The sequence below is a fragment of the Aquibacillus koreensis genome (assembly GCF_025154055.1).
In the GTDB taxonomy this organism is placed as follows: Bacteria; Bacillota; Bacilli; order Bacillales; family Amphibacillaceae; genus Aquibacillus_C; species Aquibacillus_C koreensis.
The window spans coordinates 1-20,997 of the sequence record NZ_JAOALK010000049.1; the positions used below are offsets into that span (position 1 = coordinate 1).

The following is a 20,997-nucleotide window of genomic DNA, read 5'->3' on the forward strand; positions in this document are numbered from 1 at the left end:
AAATCTTCACTGGTATATTGTGATCCCAAGTCAGAGTGAAACACTACTCCATCATTGGGTTGTTGTGTGATATAAGCATTGTCCAAAGCCTTTAATACTAATTCTGTTGTCATCGAGCGTGAGAAAGCATAACCAATAATCTTCTTCGTGTGTAAATCCATCACAGAAGCTAAGTAACACCAACCATCTCTTAACGTGTTAATGTACGTAATGTCTCCAACCCACTTTTGATTTATATTTGTGGTGTTAAAGTCTTGTTTTAATATATTGTCTCTTTCAATTACTGTTTCTTTGCTTGGTGTAGGTCTAAATTTCTTAACAATGATAGAACGGATACCAGCCTTTTTCATTAGGCGCTGTACACGCTTGATACTTACGTTATAGCCTTCTTTTTTTAGAGATTCATAGATTTTATGTGCTCCATAACGCTGTTTACTTTCTGCATGAATATCCTTTATACGCTCAGTTATTTCTCTATTTTCACGATCACGATTAGACTCCACATGCTTTTTCGTTTGATAGTACGTGCTTTTGGACACACCTAAAACATCACACATTTGTTTAACAGAGTGATCATCTTTATGAGCATCGATGACAGTGGTTAGTTCAGCAAGTGTTACTTCTTCGCGAATATGGCCATAGCCTTTTTTAAAATGTCATTCTCCTCCTGCAGCTTAAGCATTTGCTTTTTCATCTTAGCAATTTCATCAGCTGTAACAGTGTCACCATCTTCTGTTTTAATCGGAGAGAACTTCTTAATCCATGCATAAATAGTTACTTCAGATACGCCATATTCGCTGCTTAAGTCTTTAGCTGAACTTCCAGAATTATAAAGATCTACTATCATTTTTTTAAAATCTTCATTATATTTTTTGCCTGTATTTTTGTTTCCCATACGGACACAACCTTTCTTCTATATAGTGTAACAAATCTATAGAAACTTAACTAAGGTGTGTCCATGAAACTATACTAGCATCAAATAAACAACTTACTAATGTCAAAGTTGAAGTAAATAATGAAACATTTATTCATAACTACCTCTTTATTTTTAATTAATCCTCTCGAAGAAGTGCCCTTACTAGAAGATATTTATTAATCATTCGTCTTCACTGGAATGAACACTGATTGTCTCTTGGGCTTGTGTCGAACCATCACTTCCAATCGCCTGTACAGTAATATGATCATGAAACACTCTCTCACCAAACTCCCATGTAAAAGACCACCCATCACTCTCATCTATGTCATAACCAATAAGGGTGCGTTCATCCCAAGTCCCTGTCCCTGTTGGGGCTATCCAAAATAGAACAGTTTCAATATTTTTGGCTTCTACAGAAATAGTCATGGTACTCACGTCTTTTGAAACCATCCACCAACCAGCTTCTTTTTCTAAATCTGTATCAACACTTATTATTTGAGATTCTGTATCACTAGCCGAAACGATTGCAAATTCGTCTTTAGGTGTTGTTTCTTCTACATTACTACAAGCGGAAAATAGTAGTATAAACAATAAAAAGTGAGGTACCTTTAAGAGTCTTTGCATATTGATTCCCCTTTGTTCTATGTCCAATTTTTAATAATATTTCAGTGTATGTAGAAATTGCTTATCAACATTTTCAGGTAATGTCAATTATCCTATTCTTGTGTGCTTATTAAAACGATAACGTTTAAAATTTAATTATTATATCTACATAACAATCAAAGAAACAAGTGCCCAAGGTGCAATGCATTAATGATACTAATTTAATCTATCGTTTTTCAGCAATAAAAATGCTTACATTCAATTTTAACATAAAATCCCAAAAAAACCTCTTTAAAAAGAAGCGTTTTGAATATATACTTCTAACGATAAATCATTAACACCACACCTTTTAGTAAATTTAAAATATAAGATGGTTTAACTTCATCACAACTCTATTGAAACATCGATTCGCTCACTAAACTTCTCTATTATATTAAACGACTCACAACCATAAGAGGTCCCAAATTTTTAATGATCATAATAAAAGTTCACAATAGTTACATGTTTTAAAAAATAACCTATCCTCAATAAAGTTATTTGATTCAAAAGTAAAAGGATCGTCAAATGACGATCCTTTTATTCTAATAGGGTGAAGCCTATGAATCACTAATCTTTTCTCATCTCTTAGGAATAATATATATCCAACGGTCATTTATTTTCGTTACATAGAGACTTGCTTCGTAACTTCCACCTGAAAGGTATTCTTGCCACACAGTGTACATATAATAGTCATCTCTTATTTTTTCCTCGTTTAATATTTCATAATCAACGATTCGATCTCCCTCTGTAACAAAGTCCGATAGAATTTCTATTCTTTTCTCTTGTGAATTAACAATTTCGTCAATACTTCTTTTCACAAAATCTTCAATTTTACGATCTATAAGGGAGTTTAATGCTTTTGTAATTGCGTCTTTAGGTGTTGACTCAAATATCATTGATTCTCTAAATTCATCATATTCATCCAGAGGCTTTTCGAAAATTCTCAATACCCAAGATCCTTTGTGCTTAACTGAAAATAACGGGTATTGTGACATACTTCCGGCACTAGATTCGAGGACAACCGTATATTTGTACATATTGTCATCAACTTTTTCTTCATTTATAATTTCATAGTTAATTATCGTAGCACTATATTTTTTGTGGGTTTCTATTGCTTCTTCTTTTGTTTCAAAGCGATCATCAATGATAACATTTATATATTTCTCATAATCACGATTAATTCGCGCTAATAAAGCAGTATCTATAGCGTCTTTTGGTGATGTAATATCATTTTCAGAAAGAGAGAGTGTTTCTGTGCTTGCTATCATGGTAGGTACTATACCTGTTTTTTCCTGTTCCGATACATCTCCCTCGATCAATGTAATGTCTTCTTCCTCCATAAAGATAGGGTGAAAAAGATATGTGTTCATTATATCTTCATCCAGATTTTTAAATTGACCTTGCTTTACAACCCAGTAGGTATAATCACTTCCACTCGGAGTAGTAAATCCTGAATATCCAGAAATTGTATTATGCAGCGATATGGTTGGAGTCAGTTTTACTATTGAAAATAAGTTATCATCGTAATAAAGACCATATGCACTGTATTGATGATTATCATTTCTTACAATTAATACATCATCACCATCTTTTGTTTGTACATATTCGATATCTGATCTTGGATTAGATTTTATGAAATGTTGGATCGCTTCCTCTTTTTCTGGAAAAGTTTCTGCACCTTTGCCCCTTGCCTCCTGCCAATATTGTTCATTAAATTGGACATCGGATTCGTTTGAGAAAAAACGATTAAAATAGTCACCTTGTAATGAAATTATTAATAATACGATTATTGCTGCTGAAACAATATGAGCAGCAATATAAAGAATAGAATGGTTTTTATTTTTATTGTGTTTTATACTATTCATATATTTTCTTTTTAGATCGGAATCAAAAGGGTTATCCTTGAAAGTATTATGGTCTAACTTTCTTTTTAAGTTTGACAAATCCTTATTACTCACTACTTCCACCCTTTCTGTTGTGTTGATTTTTTAATAAATCCCTACCTCTTACTAGTCTAGTTCTTACTGTTGATTGACTAACTTGTAAAAGTTCAGCAATTTCTGGTGTCGGTAGTTCCTTATAATAATAAAGAAAGATAATTTCACGATATTTTATGGGTAAGTCTAGTACCAGTTCTTCAATACTATTTGCCTCTTCTTTATTTATTAATTCGTCTTCAACTTCAACAGGAACTTGAGAACTTTTGAAGAGTTTTTCTATCAAATTAGTAAATAGACGCTTTCTACTTGCTTCTTTTCTTAAGTAGTCTTTACACGTATTTGCACTAATGCTATATAGCCAGGTTTTTGATTGTTGTAGATCCTTCAGATTATGCATTTTTTTGTAAGCTTTAATCAATGTATCTTGTACGAGGTCTTCTGCAGTTCCCCAATCTTTTACATAGGTATAGCAAAAATTAATTAATGATTTAGCATGATCATCTATGAGTTGTTCGATAAAGACTTCTTTATTTTGATATAAATCACTCGCTATATCATGATTTATTTTTGTTTCGTCACTTATCAAGATTTATACCCCACGCTTCCTTTAATTTTGATATCAATAATAAGACGAATCCCTTATCAATAACGTCCCAGATTTTTCAAGTCTTTTCACAAAAAATAGGTCGCCACGAATGACGACATAATATTCACTATATATCCTTTTAACAATTAGTTCCCCCATACTTATCCGCATCAAAATGCAAAGATTGGTTATATGGTGCATCACCATCGCCACCACCGTGACCAAAGTTTCCATTTTCACCTTCTTCATTAAATACTTCAAAAACGTTAAAAAGGTAATTAGCAATAATGCCAGAATAAACATTACGAGTAATTTTTAAAATCTTATTTCGAATATTGGCTTATTCGTAGGATCTCAAAGAAAGTTCGGAATGCCGGATTTATTGTGCAAAAGGGCTCTGACCCGTTCCGTTAGAATTACCGGCTTCCACCACTTGGATAGGTGTGACGAAGGAATGAGAGGGCATTGACCCGTTGAGACATGGAAGCGAAAACCTCCAAGTTAAACCCCCAATAGTTTTAAGCCAAAGCTCCTTTAGTTTAGTATTAATTTCTTTTTTGTTTACAAAGAAAAGTGTATCCCTTGTTGCAGGAATTAGAAGTTTAACAAGGAGAAGAGGAATATTATTTAATTAATTGTTCTATGTACGGTTCTATATAACTTTGTTATTCTTCTGTTAAAGCATCTGGTAATTCATTAAGATTAAAATATTGGAGATCAAAAGATTCTTTTTTATCTATTTCAATATTTCCATTTATATCCTTTGAGACATACACCGCTGTTACAGAATAAAGTTCATCTCCGTTAGATACCTTAACATAGTAATCTTGACCTGAAAAGATGCCTAAAAGTTTTAATTCTCCTATATTAAGTCCTGTTTCTTCTTTCACTTCTCTTCTTGCAGTATCCTATAAGCTTTCACCTTATTTCATAAGACCACCAGGCAATCCCCATCCACCATCAGTTCTATGTTGTAATAACAACTCATTAATCTCATTTAGTAATAAGACCACCGAACCTGTTAATATTAAAGGTCTATTACCAACTAAATTTCTTAAATCCTTAACATAATCCATATTTTCTGGAAAACCCCTTATCATTTGTTATTTGTTCTTCTACATTACTGCTCTTTAACACAAGAAGGGCTGTATCACTTGTTTCAGATAAGCTCCCTTTAATGGAATAAGCAATTTACTCATGGACAAATAACTTTTCAGCAATTTCTTTATCATCATCTGTGTCTTTAACCCAAACTTTTACGTCATCATTTATACTTAATTCATCAAACTTCTCTTTACTTCCTTCTATACTGGTATTTTTATTAATATATATCTCATAAACTGGATAAGAAGCCTCGTCGATAGCATGTGGGGCAATAACGATAATACTTTCCTTTATGTCCACAATAAACATATTACGATAGTCTGGATTTGCTTCTTTTTCCGTTTTTTCTTTTACCATTTTAGTTGGGTTAGAATCAGTCTCAGCATTATCTACTTCCTGACTACTACAACCGAATAAAGATATAAGAGAAAGCATTAAAATTAAAAAAATCTTCATTTATCCACCCTCCTCTTATTACACAAACCTGGCATGTTAGTGCATCAAGCACTACTTCGTTAATGGCATAATTATGTATTTAGATTTTTCGTGAGTATCGATAATGAAAAGCAAACAGTGGTTTCATCATCCTTAATACCATCATACACATTCTTCCATAAAAAATGGAAGTCCTTAACTGGTAAATAGTGTTTCATTTTATCAAGCAAAAATTGAAGTAGCATCTTTTTCAAGCGGTCACACCGTTCATATCAGCTATTGTTATTGTGCTGTTTTTGGTTGCTAATTCAAGTGTTTAGTATACAGTAATAATTGATATAGAAGGAAAAACAACAGACCAAATCACATTGATATGCAGTTTTGTCTCAAAATAGTCGTATATTACGGATGTTTCTCCACAACTTAATATAATTGGCCTGATTTAAGGGCTAATTTCAATATTAATCTTAATAGAACAATTAATGAAAATTGCTATAAACTAAAATTCTCCAAACTCTGATCAACAATATCCTGGTTTATACCAATATATCTAAGCGTAATATCCGGAGATGTATGATTAAATATATCTTGCAATAATGCTACATTCTTGTTAATGGTATAATGCCAAAAACCAAACGTTTTCCTCAAACTGTGTGTGCCAAACTCTGTTATACCAATATTATTCGCTGCTTTATTGAGGATTTTATATGCTTGCACCCTCTGCAAGGGTAAGTCTGTTTTGTGCGATGGGAAAAGGTAATCTTCGTCATCTTTCCCTTCAATATAATCAGCAATGATCTTTCTCAGTTCTGCATTAATTAAAAATCGTTTACTCTTTCTTGTTTTCGTTTCTTTTAGGATGATATGAGTTTTATTCCGAACATCACTCACCTTCAGTGGCAGCAAGTCGCTAATTCGTAACCCTGTGTTAATCCCCATGACAAATAAAAAGTAATTTCGGTATGAGGTCTGCTTTAATTCTTCTTTCATCGCGTGAATTTGATAACGATCTCGTATTGGTTGAACTGTTTGCATTCCTTTACTGATGATTGCGTGATAATCAGATCTTATCATTTCTTTTCTTTTTACATCTCTAACTTTCGAACGGTTTAATTCTTCCATTCTACGTTTAAGTTCATATTCACCATATTTATCTAACAGATACATATATTGCCCTTCTGTTAACCACACATGATCTGAAAACTGTAACTTTTCCAATTCTGTTCACTCCTACTCCTATAGAACAAATTTAGACTTGTCCTATGATTCTATCTCTCGTTCGATTTTCTGTTCCAGTTTATCTAGAAACAATTCCAATATATGTCATGCAGAGAAACGCTCTCAGACGAAATTAAATACTTTTCCCCTAATGGTTATCAATCTAAATTCACCAGAGACGATTTGTATTTCTAAGGCTAAATAGTACACTTTTTACATATTTTTCATGAACGTACACAATCGATATGTATCATCCCTTTATTTTACAACAAACTATGGTTACTGGATACCTTAATATGACGTGTTTTCATATTTTTTCATAATGAAACATAATACATATTTTGTTTCTTTCAAAAAAATGGGTTTTAATTTGCGGATTTTGATTCGAGACTTTTGAGTATGTTAAAAACATAAGAGTTGATAGACGACATATTTTTGTAATAAAAAAAACACATGAAGTAATTTCCAGTAATCCTTCATGTGTTTCTTCTGTATAGTTTTTTTAAAAGACGAAATCTAGTTTACAAGCTTACCTTCCCAATCCATGACTCCACCATCAACACTTACTATTTTTTCGTAGCCTAATTCATTTAGGATTTTTGCAGCTTCCATACTTCGTTTACCACTCCTACAAATAAGAACAAGCTCTTTTTCTGTCGGTAATGCAGCATGGTCATCTTTTAATGCGCTTAGAGGAAAATTAATCATAGCCTCTATGTGACCTGATTCGTATTCGTCCGGTTCACGTACATCAACAAATACCACATCGTTAGAACCTTCACTTTCTTGCATTTTATCAGCTAATTCTGTTGTAGAAATCGTTTTGATACCTTGATTATCATATAGCATGTACCCTACAAATAAAACTATTACTATAAGTACCAATATAGATATTATATTTTTCAAGTTTCGTCCCTACTCTCTTATATTGGACATCAGGCTTGAGAAATCACTAACAGTGAAATGAGAAAGCCTGAGTATCCTACAACTATTTATTTCAATCTTTTTTAGGCAGTTTCCTAGTCCTCCCAATAAAAAATAGCATCCATTACTAAATAAGCTCTAGGATCACGAAAAATTGTTGGGATTTTTGTTTGAAAATTCAAAGATTGATTCAACTTTTCCGTTTCTAATAATTCAATATCAAATTCTATTAGTGCCAGTTTCAATTGCTCGGCAATTCTATGGTACTTTTCGTCCAAGTCTAATAGTCTGTAACGACCAAGTAAAGAACCGTATGCCCCACCAACTACTTCGTTTGATTCGATATGAATAGTTTCATACCTCTCATCTTCCCCCATCATTGCTACAGGGGCTAGACGACATACATCTAGTATAATACCAGTTTTCTTTATCTCTCTATGGCCATATTTTTCTTCAACAACTATTAGATCTTCTTTTCGATAACAAAAGAATTCAACATAGGAGGCGTATCCACTGCCAAAGTGATCCCACTCAGCCTCACATATTAAATTCGGGATACGATTTATACGATGATATAACCGTCGGATGTGTGCTTCAATTTCTCGCTCATCATTTGTATCATAAGGGAACCGACCTCCTATGATTTTACCTTCAATTAATTGTTGTAATTGAACATTTGAAAACACGTATAAACCCTCTCCCTTTTCTTCACTAGCTCCTTTTATTATAGTCTAATCTTGCTATTCGTAGTAAGTCTAAACGCGTTTTAAACCTTTAAATGCACCATTAATGGGCTTTGTCGTTTTCATCCCGGCAAATTGAATATAATAGGTATTCTTCTTCACATCAATCTCTTTTACAATCCCTTCACCGAATACTGGATGTTTTACTTTCGTTCCGATGTCCATTGTCGATTCACTCTCTTTTAACGGTATATCTCCTGTTCCTAACATAAAATTCGACCCCTCCACAAAGCGAACAGATTCTTGATAAAATTCTTCTTCTAGCATTCCAATCCGATTAACGAGGTTTTGTTTAATTTCAAAAATGAAACGTGAAGGATACTTTTTTGACCCTCTTCTCGAAAGGCCCTCCGATTCAGTAATATACATTTCCTTTTCGGCTCTCGTAATTGCGACATAGGTTAATCTTCGTTCTTCCTCTAAAGCTGCCACTTTTCGTTCTTCTAGTGACCTGCTGCTTGGCAGAATTCCGTCTGTCATCCCACATAAGAATACGTACTTAAACTCTAACCCTTTTGCGGTATGAATAGTCATTAACTTTACACTGTCTCTTTTATCTTCTTTGTCTGAATCCGTAAAAAGAGTTATTTGTTGTAAGTATTCATCCAACAATAGTTCTTCTCCAATCGATTGTTCATACGTGACAATAGAATGAAAAAATTCCGATAGGTTATCGATACGGTTTTGATCCCCGTCTTCACGCAGATATTGGTCATATCCTGATTCAAGAAGAAGCTTCTGCAATAGTTCTGATACAGTTAACTTCGCATATTCACGCTTGTACTTTTCAATTAATGCAAGAAATTCAAGCGCCTTTGTTGAGTTGAATAAAGAGTCCCCTGCATACTTCTTTAATGTATCATAGTAGGTTAGGTTTTCTCTGTCCGCTTTTTCTTTAATAAACTGAATGCGTTTCTTACCTATGTTTCGTTTAGGGGTGTTCACTACTCTCAGAAAGGATAAATCATCCCCGGAAATTATTAATCGTAAATAGGCTAATGCATCCTTAATTTCTTTCCGTTGAAAAAATTTCATCCCACCATAAATGGTGTAATCTATATTTTCACGTATTAATCCTTGTTCTATAAATCTAGATAGAAAGCTTGCCCGATAAAGGATTGCGATATCGCTTTTCTTCGCCTGCTTCTCTTCTATTAATTGATTTATTTTTTCCGTGACCCATTTAATCTCATCTTCTTCATGCTTTCCATGATAGTGTATTACTTTTAATCCTTTTTGATTATGGGTAAACATATCCTTTTCGATACGCAATGAATTTTTCTTAATCAGAGAATTACCAACATCTAATATTTCTGGGGTAGAACGATAATTTTGATCTAATACTATGGTTTGGCAGGTTGGATGCGCCTTATCGAAGTTCACAAAATACTCGGGTCTTGCGCCACGCCATTCGTAAATCGTTTGATCCGGATCACCAACGACAAACAGATTTTCATTTGTATCACTGAGCATATTTATTAATTTGAATTGTCTAAGACTACTATCCTGAAATTCGTCCACTTGGATGTAGTGCAGTCGTGTTTGCCATTTATCTAATACTTGTCCGAAATCTTCAAATAGAATAAAAGTAAAGTTAATTAAATCGTCAAAATCCAGGCCAAAGACTTTTTTCTGTTTTAGTAGATACATATTCATGATCTTTTTTTCGAGTTCCATCTCTTCACTTGTGTTAAATTTCGAATTTGGATTAGTAACAACTCTTACATACGCAGGATCCATTTTGTAAGAAGCAATTTTCTTTAGCATATTGTTAAAGGAATTATACCGAATAGTTATTCCCAACTCTTCATATATTTCACGCAAAATCGTCTTCTGGTCTTCTTCATCTAAAATGATAAATTGTTTTGGATAATGAAGATGGAATATATCTTCTCGTAAAACTCGAACGCAAAAACCATGATATGTAGTGATGAGTCCTGTATCACAACCGCTTCCGATCAATGACCTGACGCGTTTCTTCATTTCAGTAGAAGCTTTATTTGTAAATGTTACACATAGTATATTGGAAGGATCTATCCCTAAGTTCTCAACAATATAGGCATACCTATTTGTCAACGCTTTTGTTTTTCCAGAACCCGCCCCAGCTACTACACGTATATATCCTTCCGTTGTCGTAACAGCTAGTTCTTGTTTTTCATTTAGTCCTTCTAACACATATTCAGTCAAAGCTAAACCACTCCCAACAAAATGCTTTTACTAGAGTGTAGCATAATTTCTCATGAATAGGAACAAAAGTTCGCATGGGGTATTTAAAGAAAGATAATATATTTCTCACATAAAACCATGAGATGTAGCCTATAAATATAAATTAAATAAGTGAGTTTTTGTATATAGTATGCTATTTCACTTAAAGGGAACATATGTGCTATAATTGGGTAAGTAGTATATATTCGGGTGGAGCGGTTATTCCTCTGTGGAGAACGGGGGTGACCGTATGTCAGATGTACAGATCATGATTATGACAGGAATATTCATTGTTGCCTTCGTCAACTTAATCATAGTACTGATAGATAAAATGAACAAAAAATAATCCACCTGTTAAGTCTGTGCCGGACTAAGGTGGATTATTTTAATACCTATTCCCACAGCAACCGTAAAGCTACGGATACTACTGAATAGTCGAAGCGTACCAGCGCTTCGGCTTTTTTATTATATGTTATATTATCTCAATTATAAGTTAATGGAATAAACTTTGCAAAGCATACGTAAGTATAATTCCTACGAATCAGAGCCGTTATTCTAGCGCACGTACCAAAGGCCATGTGCGAACTTCAATTTTCTTTGAAAAATAGAGTATCGGATTTTCATCCGCCACTAGAATTCCCTGGTTGTATAACATTGTGTTCTGTTTGAACTCTGCCTCTGCGTTTTGCAGTTGCCACGGTTGGTGTAGGATATCGCACCGAAGTGGTACTCCCTTTTTGTTTGTGGTATATAAGCAATAGCGTTCAGACATCCATTCCTCAAAAGTCCCTTTTTTTGCATAGAACGGCTCGGATGTAGGTCTATAATTGCAAGCGAAGTTGAAATCATTCGTATTTCGTCTTTTACTTTCAAATTCAATAGTAGAATCGTTTTTTACCAAAGTCATATCAGCACGCTTGTAGGGTAAGTGATAGAATGTTTGAGCACTCCACACTGCTAACTTGTTACTAGCTTCGAGGCTAAAGAAGTAAACGCCAGGTTTACCATCCACTGATACGTACGTCCGAACATTAAGTTCTGGAAATTGATCAGTGCCTTTCACGCGTGGTAAACCTCGTAATCGAACGCCTTTCATTTCAAACGGCACTACACCAACCCACCCCATTCCATTGAAAGAATCTAAAGGCAAGACTTCGGGTACCAACCGTCTTAAATCATCAAGTTTAACAGGGTAATGGGCAAACAAAAGGTTATGCCAATTTTGTTTCATTGTCCAAGGCAAGTTTGGTAATGGCCAAGTTCGATGACTGTCGTCCCATAATTCTTTATTCGAATTTTTGTCCGCACTCACTATAAACACTCTCCATTTATTTAGATACGACTTAAAAAATCAACAAAGAACGCAAATTCCAAGATTTCTATTGATCTTTCTCAGCAAAATCTAAAATTTTTAGCATTACCTTTCGTAAATCATACATTTTTTCGTTAGATTTGATAATAGGCTTATGGGGTTCTTCGTATGGCACATAAATAATCTCGCCTATTTCCCCATTATTAATCATTATTTTCTTACCCTTATATTGGTTCATTAAGTATCTAACAAACTTAATTACTATTTCTTCGTTAAATCTGTTATCTTTCGCTTCTTGAAGCAACACACTAATTCCAAAAAAGGGAGATCTTTGTTCATGATAGCTTCGCTCAGTGCAAATAGCATCAAATGTATCAGCGATCGATAAAATTTGTATTAAAAAAGGAATATCGTCTCCTGACTTCCCGATAGGATAGCCAGAGCCATCAAGTCTTTCGTGGTGAAGAAGTGCACCCTCTGCTATTTTCTCACTCGCCATTAACTCTAATAATATTTGATAGCCAAACAACGTGTGTTTTTTTATCTCGTTAAACTCTGCGTTCGTCAATTTCCCTGTCTTATTAAGGATAGTATTATCAATTCTTACCTTACCGATGTCATGAACAATCCCCATATTAATTAACAGACTTAACTCATTTTCAGAAGCATTTAGTATTTTGCCTATTAAACCTGAGAGCAAACTGACATTCACGCTATGTTGATACGTATATCGATCTAAATCTTGAAATCCATAAATAACGTCAATAGCATTATCTAACCCTTCTATCTCGTTATACGTTTCCTTCATTCCTTCAAAAACACCAAAAAAGTCCGGTTTCTCCCCTATTTCGATTTTTTCGATGATTGAACTGTATTGGTCAATGCACTCCGTTATTAATTTTTTTACTTTTATTTGAGTACTTTCCTGTAATCTATTACTAGATTCTACTTTATTTACAGAGTCATATTTCCAATTAAAATGACTTAGCAAAGTTAAATGATTGTCTGTTAGTTGTGTCCCTTTATTAAGCAGAAGAACTCCCTTATTCGTAACAATATTATGTTCTAAGATATCACCGAATGATAAAGAATTGTTTAAGTCCGTCATATCATAAAAACTACCTTTCCCTTTTCCTTGTTTAACATATTATACTAATTTTCAACAATTTTTACCAATTGAAGGTAGTTTTCTACATAATTCAAAATGTACCCAACTTATCTAGATAGGGTAAGTAAAGAAATGGTTTAAACAACTCGGTATGGTATCCTAAGGCTAGTTCTGCCAAGCTTTACTTAATAAGCGAATACCTGATTTGATTTCAATCTCAGATAATCCACCATATCCTACTAGAATCTTAGGAAAACAATTCATTTTACCGTAATAATAGATAGAATAAGGATATACCTTAATACCAACATCCATTGCCTTATTAATTAATTCCTGTTCCTTCATTTTATTCTTTACTTCTAAAATAATATGTAGGCCAGATTTTTCACCTACTACTTGTACTTTTTCTCCTAAATAATGATCGATTGCATTTAACAAGGTTTTATGCTTTTTCCGATATAGTGTTCTCATTTTATTTAAGTGTGTTTGCCAATGTCCTTCCTTCATAAAACGATAAAGTGTTTCTTGGTGAAGTCTTGAAACTGTTTGCTTATAAATCGTGAAGTGATCCTGGTAATTCTTTAAAAGTAATGATGGTAAGACTATGTAGCTTAAACGAATCGATGGTATCAAAGACTTTGAGAATGTTCCTAAATAGATAACACTTTCGTTTGAATCGAGGCCCTGTAAGGAAGGAATTGGTTTGCCTTTATAACGATATTCCCCGTCGTAGTCATCTTCTATAATATAACTATTTGTTTCTTCCGCCCATTTCAACAATTCCATTCTTTTAGAAATCGGCAAAATCATTCCATAAGGGAATTGATGAGATGGAGTAACGTATACGACATTAGCTTTTGTGTTTCTTAATGCCTTCACACTGATCCCTTCTTCATCAAGTGGGATAGAAACCGTTTCTGCTCCTCGATGCTCCAACGTAATACGTGTTCGATGAAATCCAGGGTTTTCAATCCCGTATATCCTATCACTACCTATAATTAAATGAAGTAAGCCAATAAGTACCTGTGTACCTGCACCGATAATGATTTGGTTAGCATTACATCTCACACCACGAGAAGTATAAAGGTGAGAAGCGATTTGTTCACGAAGTAATAGCTCCCCTTGAGGGTCTCCAATATGAAGTAATTCTCCTCGATCCTCGTATAAGGATTGCATGGTTAACTTGCGCCAAATAGTGTACGGGAAGCTATCAAGATCTACCTTTCCGGAGTTAAAATCAATCTTTACTTCTTGGGTTTGGTTTTTGATGGACTCCGTGTAATTTGTAACTACTCTGTTTATATGAATGTCGTCTTCCATTTTTGTAACAAATAAACCTTTCCTAGGTTCGCTTATCACATACCCTTCGGAACTCAATTGGTCATAAGCTGATTGAACCGTATTTAAACTTATGCCTAGATGGTCAGATAACTTTCGTTTAGATGGTAACTTTTCATTTGGTTTCATGCGTCCTGTTAATATTTCTTGTTTTATATAATCTGCTAATTGTATGTATAAAGCTTTGTTACTTTTACTATCTAGTAAAGGTGTTAGTTCTATCAATATGTTCCCCTCATTTCTGGCACTCTTAAAAATAACAAATCTGGTTCTTTTGATTATACCAGAATGTGATTAAATAAAGGTAAGTGAAGAAGGAGATGATGTAATTGGTAAGTGACATATCGATAAGAGAATTAAATACGAAGGAAGAATGGAGAGAAGCCTACCCTGTAATGAAACAATTGAGAACACATTTCGATGAGTGTGAATTTATTCAATTAGTTCAAGAAGCTAGCGAAAAGGAAGAGTATAAGTTAGTCGCACTATATGAGAATGGAAAAATTGTTGCAGTGACAGGATTCATGCCTATGATCACGTTATACAATGGAAGGTCCACCTGGGTTTGTGATTTAATTACTGATTCAAACAATCGTTCAAAAGGATACGGTAAGCTACTTCTAAACTATGTGGAAGAATGGTCCAAAAACCATGACTACGATGTTGTCTCGCTCTCATCAGGATTACAGCGATTAGATGCACATCGATTTTATGAAAGTAAGGTGGATTATGACCGCGTGAGTTATGTATTTTTGAAAAAACTTTAAGTGATACCAAGAAAGGAGTTGTATAAATATAACTCCTTTCTTGGTATCACAAATTATAGGTGAAACGATGGATGCATTTATATGCAAGTTGTGTTGTCAGTTGAAGCATTCATGGCTTTCTTAAGGCTCCTATAGACTTAACCTTTGAATATTCTCATTTCAAATACTTCTTCTCAATGTAGCCTTACCGTGATCTAGATCTACTTTAGGAATAATCCAAAACTTCGATATAAATAGAAACACTAGAAAAATAAAAGTAAATATATAGGTGTTATTAACCGTGAAGAACTTTGTTTCTATGGAGCCAAAGGCAACTATAGTATGGATGACAAAAAAGGAGAAAAACCCAACGTATGTTGATAAACAAATATAATTACTGATTAACAATTTCTTATAATTACGTGAGAAGGGTTTCGTTGACATAATAATACTAATCTCTTTTATTTGACTAATGAATCCGTACAATAACAATAGAAAAATGATTAAAAGCATAAGAATTCCAACTCCTTATAAGGTAAGTACTACGTCCCCTTAATTGATATAGTACATATTTCTCCGTTTCTTCAACTTAAATAATTTCTAGCCTTTAACATATTATACCAATTAAACAAAAGAAAAGGTATTTCTTATAAAAAAAAAGCACTCTGATGAGTACTTTTTTAATCTTTCTAGGCAAACTCCTTTGTTTAATGCAGGTCGCCTTTAGCCTATCATTTAAAAATCTAGCGATATGAAGGCGAAGTAATAAGAAGTTGTAATTTTGTGATTAAAGTGAACCATAAATTACCGAACGCAGTCTCGGCTGATGATAAGCTTCAAAATTAGGAAACATCTGTTGCATATAGACAGCCGATATTTTTTCTTTAGGGTCGATCATTACCCATGTTCCAGCTAGCCCTGACCAACCAAATTCTCCGATCGAACTATTAGATCCACCTTGAGCTGGATTTATCATCGTTCTTACCCCTAGTCCATAACCATAGCCACGAAGATAATCCCAATTAAACTGTTGCATCTGTTCTTCGTTAAGGTGATTCATCGTCATAAGATTAATCGTCTTTTCTCCTAGGATACGTTGACCATTCCATTCACCACCGCTTGCCAACATGTGAGCAAACCGACTAAAGTTATTGAGTGTTGATAAAAGACCAGCTCCTCCTGATTCGTATGAAGATTCAGGTTGGAAATGTTCATCAAATGCAGTATTTCGGCTAAGCTCTCCTTCTTCACTTCTGTTATATAAGCATGCCAAACGATTCACTTTATTTTCAGGAACAATGAAAAATGTGTCATTCATATCAAGGGGTTCAAAGATATTATCTTTTATGAAATCCCCTAAGCTCTTTCCACTTATAACCTCTATAAGTGCACCAAGAACATCATGACTTAAACCGTAACGCCATTCTTTTCCAGGTTCGAATGCAAGCGGAATAGCCGCTAATGCTTTGGATAATTGGCGATTCGATAATTTGTTTTCTTTCTTTAGCTTTTCCATCGCAATACCAGCCTGACGTTCTGTCTCACTTCCATCACCAGGGTAAGTTAGCCCGGAAGTCATCGTGAATAAATCTTTTACTGTAATCGATCTTTGTGAAGCAGTCGTATATATTTCTCCTTGATTATCCTTTTTGTAAACTTGCATGTTCTTAAATTCAGGTAAATATTCCTCCAAAGGATCATGAAGCAAAAACTCACCGCGTTCATACAATATAAGCGCTGCGGTACAAGTTACTACTTTTGTAAGCGAGTGTAACCGAAAAATACTGTCTGGCGAAATAGGTGTGTTTGTCTCCATGTCTGCATAGCCTACATATTGTTCAAAGATGTTTTTTCCTTGATGCATCACTTGCATTGAGCATCCTGTTGGCCCTTTTTCTACAAAACTATTTAAAAGATTGTTTAATTTTGATGATAAAGTCATATATAACACCCTTCCTTTAATCGTACAAGCTATCCTAAATTAAATGTATATTTACTGCCCGTGTCTGTGTGAAATGAAAATAGATTCTCACCAAGTTTCCTTAATTGCACCTTTTGATTTTCTACTAATGCTTTCTGTTGTAAAGGATTTAATCTAATGATACATTCCCCGCCAAGTGTTGATATGATTGACAAATGACTCAATTGTTCATTTTCCCATTTCATTTCTATCTCGAATCCGCCTCTTGCCTTAAGGCCTTTCACGCTTCCATGTGTCCAAGCTTTTGGTAAGGATGGAAGTAAATGAATCTCCTCGGTATGACTTTGGATTAGCATTTCTGCCATTCCAGCAATTCCCCCAAAGTTTCCATCTATTTGAAACGGTGGGTGATTGTCAAACAAGTTTGGCAAGGTAGAGGATTTCAATAAATCTAGTAAATTGTTATAAGCCATTTCAGCCTCTTGCAACCTTGCCCACATATTGATGATCCATGCTCTGCTCCAACCGGTATGTCCACCACCAAATTTCAATCTTCTTTCTAACGTAATCTTTGCCGCTTTTGCTAGGTCGGGAGTTGTTCTTGGTGATATCTCTCTACCTGGGTGAAGAGCAAAAAGATGTGAGATATGGCGATGACCTGGTTCTGCTTCTTCATAATCCTTATACCATTCTTGGATTTGCCCATGTTTACCGATTTTTGGCTGTGGTAACATTTGGATGATTGTTCGTAATTTTCCTCGAAATCTTTCATCAACATTTAATCGTTCACTAGCTTGGATACAATTAGAAAAAAGTGCATATATAATTTGACTATCCATGGACGGGCCCTCACATAAAGTCCCTTTCTCACCATTTGGTAAGATATAGGTATTTTCAGGAGAGACAGATGGTGTTGTTATCCAGTCGCCATTTGGAGTTTCAACTAAATAATCAACAAAAAATAGCGCCGCTTCTTTCATTGTTCCATAGTATTCCTTTAAAAAGGCTAGATCACCTGTAAATGCATAATGATCCCACAAATGTAAACATAGCCAAGCAGCACCTAAAGGCCAAATCGTCGCAGGTATATATAAATCCTGTGGAGCTGTATCTCCCCATATATCTGTATTATGATGTGCAGTAAATCCTCGACAACCATACATCACTTCAGCAGTTTTCCTTCCAGGTCCTCTCATTTTTTCAATATGATCAAATAAAGGCTGATGGCACTCCGTTAAATTGCAAACTTCTGCTGGCCAGTAATTCATCTGTGTGTTTATGTTAATCGTGAATTTAGAACCCCATGGAGGAAGCATGTTATCATTCCAAATTCCTTGTAAATTGGCTGGAAGTGAACCGGGCCTGCTACTTGAGATGAGAAGATAACGACCAAAATGAAAATATGTAGTTAGGAAGTCTTCGTCAGACTCCCCTGTTTTTAATAATTCTAATCGTTTATTCGTTGGTAGTGAACGCTTATTATTCTGATCTCCTAGTTCTAAATCTACTCGATTAAAAAGAGATTGATAATCTTCGATATGATTTTGGAGTAATAAATTATATGACTTCTTAGAAGCTCGTATAAGCGTTTCTATACATTCTTTTTCAGGTTGATCATAACGATAAGACGTTGAAGAAGATAACAGCAACGTAACCGTATCCGCTTCTTTGACAATTAATCTATTTCCGATGGTTGACACTTGACCATTTTCTGCGATTACCTTGATACCACTACGAAAGACAATACCATTTTCTCCGCCAGTTTTTCCTCTCATCATAAGAATATCTGAATCTAATGCTACTAATTCATCTAGGTTGTAGGAATGTCCTCGTTCAAAATACATCTGGAATGAGATGGATTGCTCCATGGAAGCTGTTAACCGAATAGCAATAATTTGATCAGGATAACTAGCGAATATTTCGCGATTGTATCGTACTCCGCTGCAATTGTATTGAATATTCACTAAAGCCTTATCTAATCTTAGCTCTCGCTTATAATTGGTAATAGCTTTTGAGCTGTGTTCAAAATTCAATAATAAATCACCAAGTGGTTCATAATGCCGTTGTGAATCAGGGGTGCCAGCAAGTGCAAGTAATGCTAGTTCTTCAGCCTCTTTAACTTTTCCCATGGAAAGTAATGATCTAACCCTCGGTAAATGACTTAATGCGTCTGGATTGTTTCGGTCTCTTGGTCCCCCATACCAGACTGAATCTTCATTTAATTGAATTCGTTCATTTTCCGCTTGCCCATAGACCATTCCACCTAGCCTGCCATTACCAATAGGTAAGGCTTCATTCCAATTCATAGCATGTTGTTCGTACCAAAGTATTTTATTACTACCCTCCATTTTTGTCACCCCAAAACAGTAGTAAGTTATTTACATAGAGAACTTTAATAAAGACACCCAGAAATTAGCTGCTCCTTTATCAAACTAGTTCAAAGGAAGCCAGACTTGCTCGACCACCACCTGTATAGGTGAAATATAACGCATGTACACCATCTGGCAACTGAATATCAGCAGTATATTCTGTCCAGACATTGGTAAACTCAACTGGTATTTTGGCCAGAGCTTCTCCATTCCATGCTGTTTTCACTTCAAAAGCACCATTACAATACCCTCGAACTTTAATTTTTACAGTCTTAATTCCCTGACAATCAAAGTATTTAAATCCTGCGGTTGCAGAGTCCTGCATATTTTCGATATAACCGATTTCCTCATCGCCATCTTTACAATCTTGCGTGATTTTCGGGAACTGACTATTCATCCATAAATCACCTGTGTACATAGCTTCATCACGATGAAACAAGTTACAAGCCAGATAAGCTGGATACTCTCCTCTTCCCATTAGTGGGCCACCATTTGCACCACAAGATGTCATTTCAACTTGCGGAATCGTTCCATCACTAAGAATTTCGATTTGTTCTATGCAACCTTGTCGACTGAAGTTAGAACCATTGGTATGTCTATGATAAAAAATGTACCATTTATCTTTGATTTCAACGATACTGCCATGGTTATTACCACCATAATACATAGGCTTTTCCGCTGGTTTATAGGTATCAATATGAAGATCGTTGTTGCTTACAATCACACCTTGATATGCAAAGCCTCTTGTCGGTGATTTGCTTGTAGCGTAACAAAGTTCATGAAAAACAACCGAGGAATAGATGAGATAATACGTATCACCTATTTTTCTCATTGAAGGCGCCTCGAAAAATTCGTGACCTACAAAACTACTACCAGCACTATATGGCTCACTTGGCGATACGATAACTGGTTCTTCTAGAATAGTTAGCATATCTGGACCAAGTACTGTTGCCATTGCGCCTTTCCTAGATTTATCTCCAACTGGACAAAATCCCGTATATAAGTAAGTCTTATCTCCTTCTGTAAGTAAGCCAGGATCAAACTGTGGTTGATCTCCCTCTCTCTCTCCTAGACGGGTGCCATCGGAATAATGAACATAACCATAAAACTCATATTTACCAGCAGGTGTATCACAAACAGCAACAGATACAACAGGAACTTTATCAAGTACATAATACAAATAGTATCGTCCATCAGGACCAACCGTTACATCCGGTGCATAAAGGCACATATTTTCGGCATGATTAAGCGGATCATCCGTCTTCTTGTAGATGACACCTTCATAACGCCAGTCTCCGAGATCATCTACTGGCGCTGACCAACAAACGTAATCATTTAAACAATAGACATGTCCATTAAAGCGGTCATGAGAGCCATAAACATAGACTCTATCATTAAAAACATAAGGTTCACCGTCAGGAATATACTCCCATGAAGGAAGGTAAGGATTTAACGCTTGCTTTTTCATTATGTATCTCTCCAATTCTCTT

Annotated in this window: 18 protein-coding genes and 2 pseudogenes; 2 read left to right on the top strand and 18 right to left on the bottom strand. The window is 34.9% G+C overall.

Annotated elements, in window-relative coordinates; genetic code table 11:
- The 11 genes and pseudogenes from NYQ66_RS13980 to NYQ66_RS14025 form a co-directional block, all read right to left on the bottom strand.
- A pseudogene (locus NYQ66_RS13980) lies at positions 1-895 on the bottom strand (IS3 family transposase); the annotation flags it as partial.
- Positions 896-1,096: 201 nt separating this feature from the next.
- On the bottom strand, positions 1,097-1,540 hold the full coding sequence (locus NYQ66_RS13985) for a hypothetical protein (protein ID WP_259870308.1): 444 nt from the start codon (positions 1,538-1,540) through the stop codon (positions 1,097-1,099).
- A gap of 596 nt (positions 1,541-2,136) precedes the next feature.
- Positions 2,137-3,516: a hypothetical protein gene (locus tag NYQ66_RS13990; RefSeq protein WP_259870309.1), complete on the bottom strand. Its 1,380-nt coding sequence runs from the start codon at positions 3,514-3,516 to the stop codon at positions 2,137-2,139.
- The gene (locus NYQ66_RS13995) at positions 3,509-4,084 is read right to left on the bottom strand and encodes a sigma-70 family RNA polymerase sigma factor (protein WP_259870310.1); all 576 of its coding nucleotides are present in this window, start codon (positions 4,082-4,084) and stop codon (positions 3,509-3,511) included. Before NYQ66_RS13995 ends, NYQ66_RS13990 begins: the two co-directional genes overlap by 8 nt.
- Positions 4,085-4,749: 665 nt before the next feature.
- Positions 4,750-4,980: pseudogene (locus tag NYQ66_RS21555) on the bottom strand (NUDIX domain-containing protein); the annotation flags it as partial.
- Positions 4,981-5,007: 27 nt separating this feature from the next.
- The gene (locus NYQ66_RS21560) at positions 5,008-5,184 is read right to left on the bottom strand and encodes an NUDIX hydrolase (RefSeq protein ID WP_407652092.1); all 177 of its coding nucleotides are present in this window, start codon (positions 5,182-5,184) and stop codon (positions 5,008-5,010) included.
- A 91-nt stretch (positions 5,185-5,275) separates the two neighbouring features.
- Entirely contained in the window at positions 5,276-5,644 is a 369-nt protein-coding gene (locus tag NYQ66_RS14005; RefSeq protein ID WP_259870311.1) for a hypothetical protein, read from the bottom strand.
- 471 nt (positions 5,645-6,115) lie between these two features.
- Positions 6,116-6,658 (bottom strand): site-specific integrase, encoded by a 543-nt coding sequence (locus NYQ66_RS14010; protein ID WP_259870435.1) that lies wholly within the window; start codon positions 6,656-6,658, stop codon positions 6,116-6,118.
- A 699-nt stretch (positions 6,659-7,357) separates the two neighbouring features.
- Positions 7,358-7,747 (bottom strand): rhodanese-like domain-containing protein, encoded by a 390-nt coding sequence (locus tag NYQ66_RS14015; RefSeq protein WP_259870312.1) that lies wholly within the window; start codon positions 7,745-7,747, stop codon positions 7,358-7,360.
- A gap of 113 nt (positions 7,748-7,860) precedes the next feature.
- Positions 7,861-8,451, bottom strand: a complete 591-nt coding sequence (locus NYQ66_RS14020; RefSeq protein WP_259870315.1) for a hypothetical protein — start codon at positions 8,449-8,451, stop codon at positions 7,861-7,863.
- Positions 8,452-8,520: 69 nt separating this feature from the next.
- Complete coding sequence (locus NYQ66_RS14025; RefSeq protein WP_259870318.1) at positions 8,521-10,695, bottom strand: ATP-dependent helicase; 2,175 nt, start codon at positions 10,693-10,695, stop codon at positions 8,521-8,523.
- 268 nt (positions 10,696-10,963) lie between these two features.
- Between NYQ66_RS14025 and NYQ66_RS14030 the strand changes: the two genes are divergently transcribed.
- Entirely contained in the window at positions 10,964-11,059 is a 96-nt protein-coding gene (locus tag NYQ66_RS14030; protein ID WP_259870319.1) for a putative holin-like toxin, read from the top strand.
- Between the two features lie 204 nt (positions 11,060-11,263).
- On the opposite strand, the gene NYQ66_RS14035 is transcribed toward NYQ66_RS14030, so the two are convergent.
- From NYQ66_RS14035 to pdxR, 3 genes are all read right to left on the bottom strand, one after another.
- Positions 11,264-12,025 (bottom strand): YqjF family protein, encoded by a 762-nt coding sequence (locus NYQ66_RS14035; RefSeq protein WP_259870320.1) that lies wholly within the window; start codon positions 12,023-12,025, stop codon positions 11,264-11,266.
- 67 nt (positions 12,026-12,092) lie between these two features.
- Complete coding sequence (locus tag NYQ66_RS14040; RefSeq protein ID WP_259870322.1) at positions 12,093-13,133, bottom strand: HD-GYP domain-containing protein; 1,041 nt, start codon at positions 13,131-13,133, stop codon at positions 12,093-12,095.
- Positions 13,134-13,298: 165 nt separating this feature from the next.
- Positions 13,299-14,696 (bottom strand): MocR-like pyridoxine biosynthesis transcription factor PdxR, encoded by a 1,398-nt coding sequence (pdxR, locus tag NYQ66_RS14045; RefSeq protein ID WP_259870324.1) that lies wholly within the window; start codon positions 14,694-14,696, stop codon positions 13,299-13,301.
- A gap of 104 nt (positions 14,697-14,800) precedes the next feature.
- Here pdxR and NYQ66_RS14050 point away from each other — a divergent pair, with 104 nt between their 5' ends.
- Positions 14,801-15,238, top strand: a complete 438-nt coding sequence (locus NYQ66_RS14050; RefSeq protein ID WP_334313816.1) for a GNAT family N-acetyltransferase — start codon at positions 14,801-14,803, stop codon at positions 15,236-15,238.
- A gap of 159 nt (positions 15,239-15,397) precedes the next feature.
- On the opposite strand, the gene NYQ66_RS14055 is transcribed toward NYQ66_RS14050, so the two are convergent.
- The 4 genes from NYQ66_RS14055 to NYQ66_RS14070 all read right to left on the bottom strand — a co-directional run bounded on the left by NYQ66_RS14055 (position 15,398) and on the right by NYQ66_RS14070 (position 20,975).
- Positions 15,398-15,730 carry a hypothetical protein gene (locus tag NYQ66_RS14055; protein ID WP_259870325.1) on the bottom strand — a complete coding sequence of 111 codons (333 nt, stop codon included), beginning with the start codon at positions 15,728-15,730 and terminating at the stop codon, positions 15,398-15,400.
- Between the two features lie 274 nt (positions 15,731-16,004).
- A complete protein-coding gene (locus tag NYQ66_RS14060; RefSeq protein ID WP_259870326.1) occupies positions 16,005-17,159 on the bottom strand; it encodes a serine hydrolase domain-containing protein in 1,155 nt (384 codons plus the stop codon).
- Between the two features lie 29 nt (positions 17,160-17,188).
- On the bottom strand, positions 17,189-19,486 hold the full coding sequence (locus NYQ66_RS14065; RefSeq protein WP_259870327.1) for a glycoside hydrolase family 95 protein: 2,298 nt from the start codon (positions 19,484-19,486) through the stop codon (positions 17,189-17,191).
- Positions 19,487-19,565: 79 nt separating this feature from the next.
- Complete coding sequence (locus NYQ66_RS14070; RefSeq protein ID WP_259870328.1) at positions 19,566-20,975, bottom strand: family 43 glycosylhydrolase; 1,410 nt, start codon at positions 20,973-20,975, stop codon at positions 19,566-19,568.
- Positions 20,976-20,997: the final 22 nt, after the last annotated feature.

Excerpts from the sequence above, each read along its gene's own strand:
- NYQ66_RS14040 (WP_259870322.1), bottom strand. The coding sequence starts at position 13,133 with ATGACGGACTTAAACAATTCTTTATCATTCGGTGATATCTTAGAACAT.
- NYQ66_RS14070 (WP_259870328.1), bottom strand. The coding sequence starts at position 20,975 with ATGAAAAAGCAAGCGTTAAATCCTTACCTTCCTTCATGGGAGTATATT.
- NYQ66_RS14030 (WP_259870319.1), top strand. The coding sequence starts at position 10,964 with ATGTCAGATGTACAGATCATGATTATGACAGGAATATTCATTGTTGCC.
- NYQ66_RS14055 (WP_259870325.1), bottom strand. The coding sequence starts at position 15,730 with ATGCTTTTAATCATTTTTCTATTGTTATTGTACGGATTCATTAGTCAA.
- NYQ66_RS14010 (WP_259870435.1), bottom strand. The coding sequence starts at position 6,658 with ATGCAAACAGTTCAACCAATACGAGATCGTTATCAAATTCACGCGATG.
- NYQ66_RS21560 (WP_407652092.1), bottom strand. The coding sequence starts at position 5,184 with ATGATAAGGGGTTTTCCAGAAAATATGGATTATGTTAAGGATTTAAGA.
- NYQ66_RS14060 (WP_259870326.1), bottom strand. The coding sequence starts at position 17,159 with ATGACTTTATCATCAAAATTAAACAATCTTTTAAATAGTTTTGTAGAA.
- NYQ66_RS14065 (WP_259870327.1), bottom strand. The coding sequence starts at position 19,486 with ATGGAGGGTAGTAATAAAATACTTTGGTACGAACAACATGCTATGAAT.
- NYQ66_RS13985 (WP_259870308.1), bottom strand. The coding sequence starts at position 1,540 with ATGCAAAGACTCTTAAAGGTACCTCACTTTTTATTGTTTATACTACTA.
- NYQ66_RS14005 (WP_259870311.1), bottom strand. The coding sequence starts at position 5,644 with ATGAAGATTTTTTTAATTTTAATGCTTTCTCTTATATCTTTATTCGGT.